The sequence below is a fragment of the Rhodococcus sp. Z6_132 genome, from assembly GCF_058133635.1.
The window spans coordinates 194,983-207,023 of record NZ_JBYUNP010000002.1 but is presented as its reverse complement, the minus strand read 5'-3'; the positions used below and the strand labels follow the sequence as shown (position 1 = coordinate 207,023).

Annotated in this window: 13 protein-coding genes; 7 read left to right on the top strand and 6 right to left on the bottom strand. The window is 72.5% G+C overall.

What is annotated here, in order from left to right:
* Positions 1 to 62: 62 nt before the first annotated feature.
* Entirely contained in the window at positions 63 to 263 is a 201-nt protein-coding gene (locus AC3YO9_RS07590; protein WP_489982744.1) for a hypothetical protein, read from the top strand.
* A 61-nt stretch (positions 264 to 324) separates the two neighbouring features.
* Here the strand turns inward: AC3YO9_RS07590 and AC3YO9_RS07585 are convergent, their stop codons facing one another.
* Entirely contained in the window at positions 325 to 1,224 is a 900-nt protein-coding gene (locus AC3YO9_RS07585; RefSeq protein WP_489982743.1) for a matrixin family metalloprotease, read from the bottom strand.
* A gap of 147 nt (positions 1,225 to 1,371) precedes the next feature.
* Between AC3YO9_RS07585 and AC3YO9_RS07580 the strand changes: the two genes are divergently transcribed.
* Complete coding sequence (locus AC3YO9_RS07580; RefSeq protein ID WP_489982742.1) at positions 1,372 to 1,959, top strand: isochorismatase family protein; 588 nt, start codon at positions 1,372 to 1,374, stop codon at positions 1,957 to 1,959.
* Positions 1,960 to 1,978: 19 nt separating this feature from the next.
* On the opposite strand, the gene AC3YO9_RS07575 is transcribed toward AC3YO9_RS07580, so the two are convergent.
* From AC3YO9_RS07575 to AC3YO9_RS07555, 5 genes are read right to left on the bottom strand one after another with little or no spacing between them, the layout of a single operon-like run.
* Complete coding sequence (locus tag AC3YO9_RS07575; RefSeq protein WP_489982741.1) at positions 1,979 to 2,797, bottom strand: ABC transporter permease; 819 nt, start codon at positions 2,795 to 2,797, stop codon at positions 1,979 to 1,981.
* The gene (locus tag AC3YO9_RS07570) at positions 2,794 to 3,969 is read right to left on the bottom strand and encodes an ABC transporter substrate-binding protein (RefSeq protein WP_489982740.1); all 1,176 of its coding nucleotides are present in this window, start codon (positions 3,967 to 3,969) and stop codon (positions 2,794 to 2,796) included. The genes AC3YO9_RS07575 and AC3YO9_RS07570 overlap by 4 nt, the downstream gene beginning before the upstream one ends.
* Positions 3,966 to 4,715 (bottom strand): ABC transporter ATP-binding protein, encoded by a 750-nt coding sequence (locus AC3YO9_RS07565; protein ID WP_489982739.1) that lies wholly within the window; start codon positions 4,713 to 4,715, stop codon positions 3,966 to 3,968. The genes AC3YO9_RS07570 and AC3YO9_RS07565 overlap by 4 nt, the downstream gene beginning before the upstream one ends.
* Positions 4,691 to 5,755, bottom strand: a complete 1,065-nt coding sequence (locus AC3YO9_RS07560) for an acyl-CoA dehydrogenase family protein (protein ID WP_489982738.1) — start codon at positions 5,753 to 5,755, stop codon at positions 4,691 to 4,693. Before AC3YO9_RS07560 ends, AC3YO9_RS07565 begins: the two co-directional genes overlap by 25 nt.
* Before the next feature lie 6 nt (positions 5,756 to 5,761).
* Positions 5,762 to 6,277, bottom strand: a complete 516-nt coding sequence (locus tag AC3YO9_RS07555) for a DUF4242 domain-containing protein (RefSeq protein ID WP_127783614.1) — start codon at positions 6,275 to 6,277, stop codon at positions 5,762 to 5,764.
* Between the two features lie 399 nt (positions 6,278 to 6,676).
* Between AC3YO9_RS07555 and AC3YO9_RS07550 the strand changes: the two genes are divergently transcribed.
* The 5 genes from AC3YO9_RS07550 to AC3YO9_RS07530 all read left to right on the top strand — a co-directional run bounded on the left by AC3YO9_RS07550 (position 6,677) and on the right by AC3YO9_RS07530 (position 12,001).
* Positions 6,677 to 7,222: a TetR/AcrR family transcriptional regulator gene (locus tag AC3YO9_RS07550; protein WP_489983437.1), complete on the top strand. Its 546-nt coding sequence runs from the start codon at positions 6,677 to 6,679 to the stop codon at positions 7,220 to 7,222.
* A gap of 246 nt (positions 7,223 to 7,468) precedes the next feature.
* Positions 7,469 to 7,567 carry a K(+)-transporting ATPase subunit F gene (gene kdpF / locus AC3YO9_RS07545; RefSeq protein ID WP_127783616.1) on the top strand — a complete coding sequence of 33 codons (99 nt, stop codon included), beginning with the start codon at positions 7,469 to 7,471 and terminating at the stop codon, positions 7,565 to 7,567.
* The gene (kdpA, locus tag AC3YO9_RS07540) at positions 7,567 to 9,252 is read left to right on the top strand and encodes a potassium-transporting ATPase subunit KdpA (protein ID WP_489982737.1); all 1,686 of its coding nucleotides are present in this window, start codon (positions 7,567 to 7,569) and stop codon (positions 9,250 to 9,252) included. The genes kdpF and kdpA overlap by 1 nt, the downstream gene beginning before the upstream one ends.
* Positions 9,249 to 11,357, top strand: coding sequence for a potassium-transporting ATPase subunit KdpB (kdpB, locus tag AC3YO9_RS07535; RefSeq protein ID WP_489982736.1), 2,109 nt, complete (start codon positions 9,249 to 9,251; stop codon positions 11,355 to 11,357). Before kdpA ends, kdpB begins: the two co-directional genes overlap by 4 nt.
* 5 nt (positions 11,358 to 11,362) lie before the next feature.
* Positions 11,363 to 12,001, top strand: coding sequence for a potassium-transporting ATPase subunit C (locus AC3YO9_RS07530; RefSeq protein ID WP_489982735.1), 639 nt, complete (start codon positions 11,363 to 11,365; stop codon positions 11,999 to 12,001).
* Positions 12,002 to 12,041: the final 40 nt, after the last annotated feature.

Genomic DNA, 12,041 nt, shown 5'->3' with positions numbered 1-12,041 from the left:
ACCGCCCTGAACAGGGCATTCTTGGGCACACACCCCGCTCGGGGTGGTGAGGAGGACCGGCGATGAGCACCTCGTCAGGACGCGGCGGTCCCTGGATGACCGCGACGATGCAGTACTGCAGCGGCTGGCGCACCTCGGCCTCGGCCGGGTTGCAGCGCCGGGCCAGCACCCCGCGCCGCGTGCGCCGCACCGTCAAGGCCCTCCGCGCCGTGGATGGGCCGTCTGCAAGTACCACCAAGCGCGCCGCCGACCGTCGTCGCTAACCGCTACCAGGTGCTGCTGCTCAGCCCCCGCCAGCAGCAACACCCGGTCAGCAGCACCCGGTCAGCGGAAGAAGCTGAGGAACAGCGCCACCAGCCAGCTCCAGAAGTCCAGCCACGGGTTCGACGGCGCGGGGGCCACCGGCGGTGCCGGCTCGCCCGCGCACGGCGCGCCGTCCAGTCCGCCCGCGGCCCGGCCCACCCGCTCCAGGCCCTTGCGGTCGCCCGCGGCGAACCCTGGGGTGGCGGCACCGCTGACGGTCGGGTTCATCACCTGGCCCGGCGTGCTGGTGTGGTCCAGACCGATGGCGTGGCCCAGCTCGTGCAGCACCAGCCGGCCCCGGGTGGACGACGCGGCCGGCCCGAACCCGGGCGCCAGCTGCGGGTACGTGCGGCTGTCGAGCACCACGAACCCGGACACCACCTGCCACGGGGTCGCCTGCGCGGCACCCGGCGGGGTGTACGACCAGGTGGTGACGCCGCCGACGCCCGCGGCGCCGCCCATGCCGTTGAGCAGGCTGGACGTGTCCGGACCCGTCCCCGGCGCGGCCCAGGCGATCACCAGCGGCGTCCTGGGGTTGGCCGGCGTGCCGTCGAAGCCGTGGCCGCGCTGCGGAACCACGTCGGTGGTGCCGGTGTACACCAGGTTCAGCCCGGACTCCCGGCGGACGATGTCCACGGCCGCCGCCACGTCAGCCTCGGCCGTGGGACCGCCGTTGCGCGGGTTGACCTGGTACGGGATGGGCTCGCAGGGGTTCCAGCGGATCACCGTCCCGTCCGGGTTGTGGTGCAGCGCGTAGCCGTCGTAGCTGACCGAGGCGGCCCCGGTGGTGGTGACCGGCGCCGGGTCCGGCGCCACGGGCGCGGGTGCCGACGAGGCCACCGTGGCACCGGAGGCCATCAGCAGCGCCGTGGTGGCACCGGCCAGCGCGAGCCCGCGGAGGCGAGGAACGGTCAGCGTCATGTGGGGTCTCCGTAGCTGTCTCGGCCGCCCTGCTCCGGGCGCACCGCCACCTCCCCCATCGGCCACCGAGCGACGGTGCTGAGCCGAGACCGCGGCCCGGGCGAACTAGGGTGGGCGGCACTGGCCCTGAGCACGAGGAGACGACCGATGAGCACCGTCCGGGCCTGCCTCGTCGTGGACGCTCAGCCGACGTTCTGCGAGGGCGGTGAGCTGGCGGTGGACGGCGGCAACGGCGTCTGCGTCCGCAGCGCGAAGTTCCTCGCCGAGCACGGCGACCGCTACCACCTGGTGGTGTCCAGCCAGGACTACCACGTCGATCCCGGCCACCACTTCTCCGCCGAGCCCGACTTCGTCGACACCTGGCCCCCGCACGGCCTGGCCGGCACCGCCAACGCCGAGCTGCACCCCGCGCTGGCCGACACCGCTATCGACGTGCGGGTCCGCAAGGGTGCGCACGAGGCGGCGTACTCCCTCTTCGACGGCGCCGACCCGGACGGCCGTCCGGCGCTGCAGGTGCTGCGCGAGGCCGGCGTCACCGACCTGGACGTGCTGGGCATCGCCGAGAGCCACTGCGTGCGGGCCACCGTGCTGGACGCGCTGCGCCACGGCTTCGGCGTCCGGCTGCTGCGCGACCTGACGGTGCCGGTGACCGCCGAGCTGGGGGCGGCCGCGCGCACCGAGATGCAGGCTGCCGGGGCCGCGCTCACCACCAGCGCCGCGGCGTTCGCCGGCTGACGGCAGCACCGGCCCAGGGTCAGGCCCCGGTGAGCACGCCCTGCTGCGCGGCGGCCGTGGTGGTGCTGCTGCGGCGGCTGGTGTCCAGCAACCGCCGGGCCGCCCAGTCGAGCACGAAGCCGAGCACGCCGATCACCACGATCACGGCCATCACCTGGTCGTAGGCGAGCTGGTCGCGGGCGTTGAGGATCTGGTAGCCCAGCCCGGAGCGCACCCCCAGCATCTCCGCCGGCACCAGCACGATCCAGGCGATGCCCAGGCCCACCCGCAGCCCGGTGCGGACGTGGTCGCGGATCGCCGGCAGCACCACGGCGGTGAGCTGCTCCCACCGGGTGGCGCCCAGCGAGCGGGCCACCAGCAGGTGCCCGGGGTCCACGGCGCGCACGCCTGCGGCGGTGTTGATGACGATCGGCCACACCGCAGCGGCGGCGATGAGGAAGAACACCGGCTGGTGGCCGATGCCGAACAGGGCCACCGCGATGGGCGCCCAGGACAGCGGCGAGATCATCCGGAGGAACTGCACCACCGGCATCGAGGCGCGCTCGAAGCGGACGTTGAGCCCGATCAGCAGGCCCAGCGGGATGCCGATCACCGTGGCGACGAGCAGGCCGACGAGCAGCCGCCACACGCTGACCCCGACGTCGGGCAGCAGCACCCCGCGGTCGAACAGCTCCACCAGCGCCGGCACGACGTGCTGCGGGGCGAACTCGCGCACCAGTGACGTGCTGCCGGCGACCACCGTGGTGAGCAGCCACCACACGGCCACGGCCACGGCGATCGCGGCCGCGGGCGGCCAGCACGCGCTCCACCTCGGACGGGCAGGCTGCTTGGTGCTCACGTGGGATCCACTTCCTCGGTACGGGTGAGGGTCTCGGGCAGGCCGAACGCGGCGGGACCGCCGTGCCGGGTGATGCTCTGCCGCACGAAGCGGTCGTCCACCAGCTCGCCGTGCACCGCCGCGGCGTCCACCCGGTCGAGGAAGCCGGTGTCGCCGTCCACCACGGTGTCGTGCATGGCCTCCACCAGCGCCTGCGTGAAGCTGGGGAACGGGAACGGCTGGAAACCCAGCCGCTGCGGCTGCCAGGCGGGGTGGCGCAGGTCGTACTTGTCGGCCGGGTAGGTCAGCGCCTTGGTGATCGCCGGCAGCGGCTGCGGCAGGTACTTGCCGGCGGAGAGCTCCCCGGCGGTGGCCTGGCGCCCGCCGTCGATGCGCAGCTGGGCGGCGAGCACGGAGTCGGTGAGCGTCTGCACCCCGGCGGGGGCACGGTCGATGAGGTCGGCGTGCACCAGCAGCGCGCAGCAGGCGTGGTCGCGCCAGACGTCGCCGACGAAGCGGTGGATGCGCCCGATCTTCCTGGCCTCGGCCGCGGCGTTGAACGGGTCGGCCACGGTGAAGGCCGCGATGGAGCCGGCGGCCAGCGCGGGCACCATGTCCGACGGGCTCATCACGATCAGCTCGACGGTGCCGGCGGAGCGGGACGCGGACTGGCGGATCACCGGACGCAGGCCGTTGGCCCGAAAGAGCTGCTGGATGGCGATGTTGTGGATGGACCACCAGAACGGGATGGCCACCTGCTCCCCCGCCAGCTGGCCCAGCTCGGTGACGTGCGGCGCCACCGTCAGCGCGGAGCCGTTGGTGTGGTTCCAGCCGAGGATGCGCGCGCTGGAGCCCACCGAGTAGCGCAGCTGCACGGCCATCGGCATCAGCAGGTGCACCACGTCCACCTGCCGGCTGACGAACGCCTCTGCCAGCGACGCCCAGCTGCGGAACAGCACCGGCTTCGCCTGGCTCACCACCGCCGGGTCGTAGAGCCCGGCGTCGTGGGCGATGAGCAGCGGGGAGGCGTCGGTGATGGGCAGGTAGCCGATGCGCAGCTGACCGGTGGTGTTGCTGCGGTCGGTGGCCGCGGCGCGGGCCAGGTCGGCCACCCCGGCCAGCCCACCCGCGACGGCCAGCCCGGTGGCGCCGCGCAGCAGGGTGCGCCGGCTCAGCCCACCACCAGCACTCACCGGGCCTCCACGGGCACACCGGTGGCGTCGCGGTAGCGGGCCATGATCTCCACCCGTAGCCGCTGCGGGTCGGTGCTGGTCGACCACTCCTGCTCGAACACCCCGGAGGCGCCGAGCAGCGCGATGCGGTCGCCCACCACCACGGCCTCGTCGATGTCGTGGGTGACCAGCACGGTGGTCAGGCCCAGCTCGGTGGTCATCGTCCGCAGCCACTGCTGCAGGTCGGCGCGGATCGCCGGGTCCAGCGCGCTGAACGGCTCGTCCAGCAGCAGCACCTGGGGCCGGATCGCCACCGCGCGGATCACCGCCACCCGCTGGGCCTGCCCGCCGGAGAGCTGGTCGGGGTAGGACCCGGCCAGCGCGGCCAGGCCGAAGTGCTCGAGCAGCTCCTCGGCGTGCGCGGGGTCGAAGCGGTCCCGGTTGCGGGCGAAGCGCCCACCCAGCGCGATGTTCTCCCGCACGGTCAGCCACGGCATCAGCAGCGGCTGCTGGAACACCACGCCGGTGTGCGGGCGGGGCTCGCCACGGCCCGGGGTGTGCGGCTGCTCCCACTGCAGCGAGCCGCTGTCCAGCTGGTCCAGCCCGGCCAGGATCCGCAGCAGCGTGGACTTGCCGCTGCCGCTGACGCCGAGCACCACCAGGGTCTCCCCCGCCTCGACGGAGAGGTCGACCCCGCGCAGGACGGCGTCACCCCGCCCGGCGTAGCTCTTGTGGCCGTTGACTAGTCGGACTGCGCTAGTTCCCACCGCAGCTGTCCTTCCGAGGGTGACTGGATGGGGAGGAACGCCGCCTCGCGGAAGCGACGGTTGGTGGCGCTGCCGGTGGCGTAGCCGGCCCCACCCCGCAGGGTGGACTCCAGCCGGGTGGCGGTCACCGCGGCACCGGCGGCGTCCAGGCGCAGCTGCACCAGCTCGCGCCCGGTCATGGGGGGCGGGCCGTCGGGGGTGGTCTGCGCCGCCCACCGGTACAGCCGCTCGCGCACCGACGCGTGCTCGGCGGCCACCTGCCGGTGCTCAGCCTCCAGCAGCTTGCCCAGCTTGGTGAGCAGCGGCTCGGACTCCGCCAGCGCGGCCCCGGTGACGCCGCTGCAGAAGGCCGTCTGCAGCAGCAGGAAGGTGGGCCGCAACCGGGCGACGAACCCGACCAGGTCGGTGCTCACCACCTGTGCGGCGGGCACGTGCACCCGCTCCAGGGTCAGCGAGGTGGAGGCCGTGGCCCCCAGCGCCAGCAGCTGCGGGGGTGGGTGCACGGTGACGCCCGGGTCGTCGGTGCGCACCAGCGCGACGAAGGTGCGCCCGTCCTCGGTGCGGGTGGGCAGCACCACCAGGGCCGAGCGGAACACGTTGGACGCCCAGCGGATCGGACCGGAGACCTCGAGCCCGTCGGCCACCTCGGTGGCGATCAGCGGAGTCTCGCCCAGGCCGGCCGCGTGCTTGAGCCCGGCCGCCATGGCGGTGACACCCACCTCGGTGCCGTTCTCCAGCGCGGGCCGGAACGCGGCGCGCACCGGCTCGGGCGCCCGGTTGACGCACTCCAGCGTCACCCGGTGCGCCCACACCGAGAACCCGGCGGCGAGGCTCTCCGCCGCGACGTCCTCGATGACGGCGACCATCCGGTCCAGGCTCGTCCCGTCCAGGCCCAGCCGGAACAGGCCCCGCTCGCCGAGGGCGGCGATGTCGGCCCGAACGTCGGTCTCACCCCGGTCGAGCGCGTCGGCGCGGTCGCGCACCAGAGCGCACACCTCGCGCCGCCGCTGCTCCTCGGTGGGTGCGATGGCCGCAGTCATGGCTACCTATCCCTCGAGGGCGTGGATGCGGTCGACCGGGGTGCTGACGGCCTCGCGGGCGCGGAACACCGCAGCCTCGTCGGGGGCGTCGTAGAAGCACAGGCACTTGCCCATGTCCTCGCGGACGTAGGTGCGCAGGAAGGCGACCTCGGGCACGTTGGCGTACTTGGGCGCGTTGGCCTTCTTGCGCGCCAGGTAGGAGTCCATGTCCAGCTCCGCGGGCAGGTCCCACTCCACCAGGTAGCCGGCCTCCGGACGGGCGGCCTTGATCTGCGCCAGCTCGGCGCCCACCAGCCGCACCTCGCTGGGGCCCTCGACGCTGGCGACCCCCAGCGCGTCGGCGGCCAGCTCCGGGGCGCGGCAGGACTCGAACTCGGTGATCGCGAAGACGCGCTCACCGCCGGCGGTCACCTGGGTCTCGATCAGCTCGCCACCGGCCTCGGCCGTGCGGGCGTCGACGTCCTTGATGACCTGGGCGGCCTGGCCGGCGGTGGTCACGAGCTCGTAGAGGTACAGCGACATGGGGGTCACCTTTCGAGAGACGGGTAGCGCGCAGCGCGCAGCGCGCGTCAGGATGAAGAAGTGCGATTCGGACGACGGTGTCCGGAGAACCGGCGACGGTGGCCGGCAAGACCGAGGAGGGCGCAGCGCTGGTTCAGCGGGTGCGCGGGCGGTCAGCGAGTGCGACGACAGGCAGCGTTCGCCACACGCACGAGGTCCACGTGCAGGCGGCGGATCAGGAAGCTGCGGGTCACCTGCAGAACAGTAGCAATAGACAGATCGTTCTGTCTAGAAATCCCCCCACGGGACGCGCTGGGGCAGTAACCTGGTGTCGTGCCTGCGCCTCACGACACCCTCCCCGCCCGCGCGGGCCGGCGACCCGGAAGCACCAAGGCTGGCAAGGCATCCCCCGCCGATCGCCTGCTGGACGCCGCGACCGCGCTGTTCGCGGCCGAGGGAATCCGCGCGGTGGGCATCGACCGGATCCTCAGCGGCGCGGGGGTGGCCAAGGCCAGCCTGTACTCCGCGTTCGGCTCCAAGGACGCGCTGGTGCTGGCCTACCTGCGCCGGCTGGACGAGCGCGACCGCGCCCGCTGGACCGAGGCCGTCGCCACCGTCGAGGACCCGCTGGCCAAGGTGCTCACCTTCTTCGACCTGGCCATCGCCTCCGCTCCGGCGCGCAACTACCGCGGCTGCCAGTACGTCAACGCGGCCACCGAGTTTCCGGACGAGGAGCTCGAGCCCGTGCAGGCGCACCGGACGTGGTTCCGCGACACCGTCAGCGCCCTGCTGCGCGAGGCCGGTCTGGCCCACCCCGAGGACGCAGCGCAGCGCATCCAGCTGATCTACGACGGTGCGCTGGCCGGCTCCAAGGTGGAGCACTCCGAGGAGCCGCTGCGCCTGGGCCGGCAGATGGCCGAGCTGGTCATCGCGGCGGGCTCCGCTGCCACGGACCGGGACCGATAGCGCCGGGCATCAAGAACTCGTCAAGACGACGGGTGCCCGCGTAAGGAGCTCGTCAGGACCGGCTTCCACACTCCCCCACCGGCTCACGCTGTCTTCCGGCGGAAGGTTTCCGCGCTGGAAGGGGTGTGTTCTGATGGCCGACCTGGCCTACCTGTCACTGGTCCTGGGTGGACTGCTCTGTTGCGTGCTGGTGCTGCGTGCCCTGCGCGACTCGGAGAGCCCCAGCTCCACGACCAAGGCTTCCCGGTGACGGGCGCGGGCGCGCTGAGCGTGGCGCTGATCGTCCTCGCGCTCCTCCTCGTCGTCTACCTGTTGGTGGCCCTGCTCGACCCGGAGCGGTTCTGATGAGCCCCGCCCTGGCCGCCACCCTCCAGCTCGGTGCGGTGCTCGCGGTGCTCGCCGCGGTCTACGTGCCCCTGGGCGACTACATGGCCCGAGTGTTCACCAGCACCAGCGACCTGCGGGTGGAGCGCGGCGTCTACCGGCTCTGCCGCATCAACCCGTCCGCCGAGCAGACCTGGGTCGGCTACGCGCTGAGCATGCTCGGCTTCACCACCGCCAGCGTGCTGCTGCTCTACCTGCTGCAGCGCGTGCAAGGGGTGCTGCCGCTCAACGGCGGCCTGTCCGGGGTCAGCCCGTCGGTCGCCTTCAACACCTCGATCTCCTTCGTGGCCAACACCAACTGGCAGTCCTACGTGCCTGAGACCACGATGAGCCACCTCACCCAGGCCGCCGGCCTGGCGGTGCAGAACTTCCTATCCGCCGCGGTCGGGCTCTCCGTGGCAGTAGCCCTCATCCGCGGTTTCGTCCGGGTCACCGGACGGGGCGAGATCGGCAGCTTCTGGGTGGATCTCACCCGGGGCGCCCTGCGGATCCTGCTGCCGCTGTCCTTCCTGGTCGCACTGGTGCTGCTCAGCCAGGGCGTGATCCAGTCCTTCCACACCGGCTTCGCCTCCACCGGCCTGGACGGCGCGCAGTCCACCAACGCCCTGGCCCCGGTGGCCTCGCAGGAGGCCATCAAGGAGCTGGGCACCAACGGCGGCGGCATCCTCGCGGCCAACTCCGCGCACCCGTTCGAGAACGCGACCCCGCTGAGCAACGCCGTCGAGATCCTCGCGATCCTGCTCATTCCGGTGTGCCTCACCCGGACCTTCGGCACCATGGTCGGCAGCCGCCGCCAGGGCCTGTCGCTGCTCGCCGTGATGGCGCTGCTCTGGGGCGCGCTGCTCGCGGTCACCTCCTGGGCCGAGCAGCACCTGCACGGCGTCGCCGCCCAGGCCGCCGGCGCCATGATGGAGGGCAAGGAGGTGCGCTTCGGCATCCCCGGCTCGGTGTTGTTCGGCGTCAGCACCACCGGAACCTCCACCGGCGCAGTGAACGCCGCCCACGACAGCTTCTCCGCCGCGGGTGGCGGGGCCCTCCTGCTGAACATGCTGCTGGGCGAGATCGCTCCCGGCGGGGTGGGCACCGGGCTGTACGGGCTCCTCGTGCTCGCCATCATCGCGGTGTTCGTCGGTGGTCTGCTGGTCGGTCGCACCCCGGAGTACCTGGGCAAGAAGATCCGCCGTCGCGAGATCACCATGGCGGCCCTGTCAGTGCTGGTCATGCCGGCCCTGGTGCTCATCGGCACGGCCATCACCGTGGTGCTGTCCTCCACCACCGGGTTCCTCGGCAACAGCGGTGATCCCGGCTCGCCCGGCGCCATCCACGGCTTCACCGAGGTGCTCTACGCGTTCGCCTCGGCGTCGAACAACAACGGCAGCGCCTTCGGCGGGCTCACCGTCACCAGTGACTGGTTCCAGTCCTCGCTCGGCATCGCCATGCTGCTCGGCCGACTGCTGCCCATCATCTTCGTGCTGGCCCTGGCGGGCTCCCTCGCCCGACAGCCGAGGACTCCCACCAGCTCGGGCACGCTGCCGACCGGCGGGCTGGTGTTCACCGGCCTGCTCACGGGCACCGTCGTGCTCGTCGCGGCCCTCACCTTCTTCCCGGCGCTGGCGCTGGGACCCATCTCGGAGGCCCTGTCATGACCGCTCCCACGCTCGACGAGCCCGTGCTCCCGAAGGAACGCACCTCCACCACCGCTGCCACACCGGTGCGGAGTGGGACGTTCAGCCCCCGGCAGCTGCTCACGTCACTTCCCGACGCGGTGCGCAAGCTCGACCCTCGCCACCAGGCGCGCAACCCCGTCATGTTCGTCGTGCTGGTCGGCTCGGTGGTCACCACCGCCATGGCGATCGGCAGTCCCAGCCTGTTCGCCTGGCTGACCGCGCTGTGGCTGTGGTTCACGGTGCTCTTCGCCAACCTCGCCGAGTCGGTGGCCGAGGGACGGGGCAAGGCACAGGCGGCCAGCCTGCGCCAGCTGCGCACCAGCACCACCGCCCACCGCCTCACCTCCTCTGGTGAGGTGGAGGACGTCGCCGGGTCCGACCTGCGCAAGGGCGACCGGGTGGTGGTCGAGGCGGGACAGGTGATTCCCGGCGACGGCGACGTGGTGGAGGGCATCGCCACCGTCGACGAGTCCGCCATCACCGGAGAGTCGGCGCCGGTGATCCGGGAGTCCGGCGGCGACCGGTGCGCGGTGACCGGTGGGACGACGGTGCTGTCCGACCGCATCGTCGTCACCATCACGGCCGAGCCCGGCGAGACCTTCGTGGACCGGATGATCTCCCTGGTCGAGGGCGCGGCACGCCAGAAGACGCCCAACGAGGTGGCGCTGAACATCCTGCTGGCCTCCCTCACCATCATCTTCCTGCTCGCGGTGGTGGCGGTCGGACCGATGGCGGCCTACGCCGGCCAGGCGCAGGACCCGGTCAAGCTGATCGCGCTGCTGGTGTGCCTCATCCCCACCACCATCGGGGCACTGCTCTCGGCCATCGGCATCGCCGGCATGGACCGTCTGGTGCAGCGCAACGTGCTGGCCATGTCCGGCCGCGCGGTGGAGGCCGCCGGCGACATCGACACCCTGCTGATGGACAAGACCGGCACCATCACCTTCGGCAACCGGCGTGCCACCGAGCTCTGCCCAGCACCGGGCGTGACGGCTGACGAGCTCGCGGCGGGGGCCCGGCTGTCCAGCCTGGCCGACGAGACCCCGGAGGGGCGCAGCGTCGTCGAGCTGTGCGCCGCGGACTTCGGCCTGGCCGCCGAGCCCGAAGCCGCCGAGCGGGCCGCGGAGCTGGTCCCGTTCACTGCGCAGACCCGGATGAGCGGGGTGAACCTGACCGACGACGGCGGTGACCGCCAGATCCGCAAGGGTGCCAGCGACTCGGTCGCCGGCTGGGTCACCGCTGAGGGCGGCCGGGTGGAACAACCCGTGCTGGACCAGGTGAACGCCATCGCCAACGAGGGCGCCACCCCGCTGCTGGTCGCCGAGGCCAGTGGCGGCACCGCCCGGGTGCTGGGCGCGATCCGACTGTCCGACGTGGTCAAGCCGGGGATCGCCGAGCGGTTCGCCGAGCTGCGGTCCATGGGCATCCGCACGGTGATGATCACCGGTGACAACCCCCTCACTGCCAAGGCCATCGCGGCCGAGGCAGGGGTGGACGACTTCATGGCCGAGGCCACCCCGGAGGACAAGCTCGCGCTGATCCGCCGCGAGCAGGAGGGTGGCCGGCTGGTCGCGATGACCGGCGACGGCACCAACGACGCACCGGCGCTGGCCCAGGCCGACGTCGGGGTGGCGATGAACACCGGCACGTCGGCAGCCAAGGAGGCCGGCAACATGGTCGACCTCGACTCCGACCCCACCAAGCTCATCGAGGTGGTGGCCATCGGCAAGCAGCTGCTGATCACCCGCGGGGCACTGACGACCTTCTCCCTGGCCAACGACCTGGCCAAGTACTTCGCCATCCTGCCCGCGCTGTTCGTGGGCATCTACCCGCAGCTCGACCGGCTCAACGTGATGCACCTGCACTCGCCGAACACCGCCATCCTCTCGGCGGTGATCTTCAACGCGCTGATCATCATCGGGCTCGTCCCGCTGGCGCTCAAGGGCGTGCAGTACCGGCCCGCCTCAGCCTCGCGGTTGCTGGGCCGCAACCTGCTCCGCTTCGGACTGGGCGGTGTCATCCTCCCGTTCGTGGCCATCTGGCTGATCGACCTCGTTGTTCGCATGATTCCCGGGATTGGGTGAGATCGATGAGAACTGCCATGAGCTACCTGCGCCAGGTGTGGGCCGGCGCCAGCGTGCTGCTGGTGCTGACCGTCATCCTCGGCGTCGCCTACCCCGCCGGGGTCTGGGCCGTCAGTCGCCTCGACTCAGCGAGCGCCGAGGGGTCGCCGCTGCGAGACTCCGCCGGGTGCGTGGTGGGCAGCAGCCTGCTCGGGGTGGACCCGCAGGTGCCCGCCGGTGAGCCCGACCCGTACTTCCACACTCGGGTGGTCGGCTCCGTCAGCGCCGAGGACGCGATGGCCCCGGGCAGCCCCGCCGCCGGGCTGCCCACCAACCAGGGACCGTCCAGCCAGGCGCTGGCCGGGTTCATCGAGCAGCGGCGCGCGCTCGTCGCCGCCCGGGAGTCCGTGCCGCCGGAGACGGTGCCCGCAGATGCGCTCACCGGCTCAGGGTCCGGGCTCGACCCGCAGATCAGCCCGGCCTACGCCGAGCTGCAGGTGGCGCGGGTGGCGCGGGAGAACGGCATGTCCCCGGAGACCGTGCGCGGGCTGGTCGCCGAGCACACCGCCGGGCGGCAGCTGGGCTTCCTCGGCGAGGAGGGCGTGCACGTCCCGGCGCTGAACGTGGCGCTCGGGCTGACCGCGCCCGGCTGCACCACCCGGTGAGCGGCGCAGCCGGGTGCCCAGCAACCTTTTTCACCGTCAC

Excerpts from the sequence above, each read along its gene's own strand:
- AC3YO9_RS07530 (WP_489982735.1), top strand. The coding sequence starts at position 11,363 with ATGAGAACTGCCATGAGCTACCTGCGCCAGGTGTGGGCCGGCGCCAGC.
- AC3YO9_RS07555 (WP_127783614.1), bottom strand. The coding sequence starts at position 6,277 with ATGTCGCTGTACCTCTACGAGCTCGTGACCACCGCCGGCCAGGCCGCC.
- AC3YO9_RS07585 (WP_489982743.1), bottom strand. The coding sequence starts at position 1,224 with ATGACGCTGACCGTTCCTCGCCTCCGCGGGCTCGCGCTGGCCGGTGCC.
- kdpA (WP_489982737.1), top strand. The coding sequence starts at position 7,567 with ATGAGCCCCGCCCTGGCCGCCACCCTCCAGCTCGGTGCGGTGCTCGCG.
- AC3YO9_RS07580 (WP_489982742.1), top strand. The coding sequence starts at position 1,372 with ATGAGCACCGTCCGGGCCTGCCTCGTCGTGGACGCTCAGCCGACGTTC.
- kdpB (WP_489982736.1), top strand. The coding sequence starts at position 9,249 with ATGACCGCTCCCACGCTCGACGAGCCCGTGCTCCCGAAGGAACGCACC.
- AC3YO9_RS07560 (WP_489982738.1), bottom strand. The coding sequence starts at position 5,755 with ATGACTGCGGCCATCGCACCCACCGAGGAGCAGCGGCGGCGCGAGGTG.
- AC3YO9_RS07590 (WP_489982744.1), top strand. The coding sequence starts at position 63 with ATGAGCACCTCGTCAGGACGCGGCGGTCCCTGGATGACCGCGACGATG.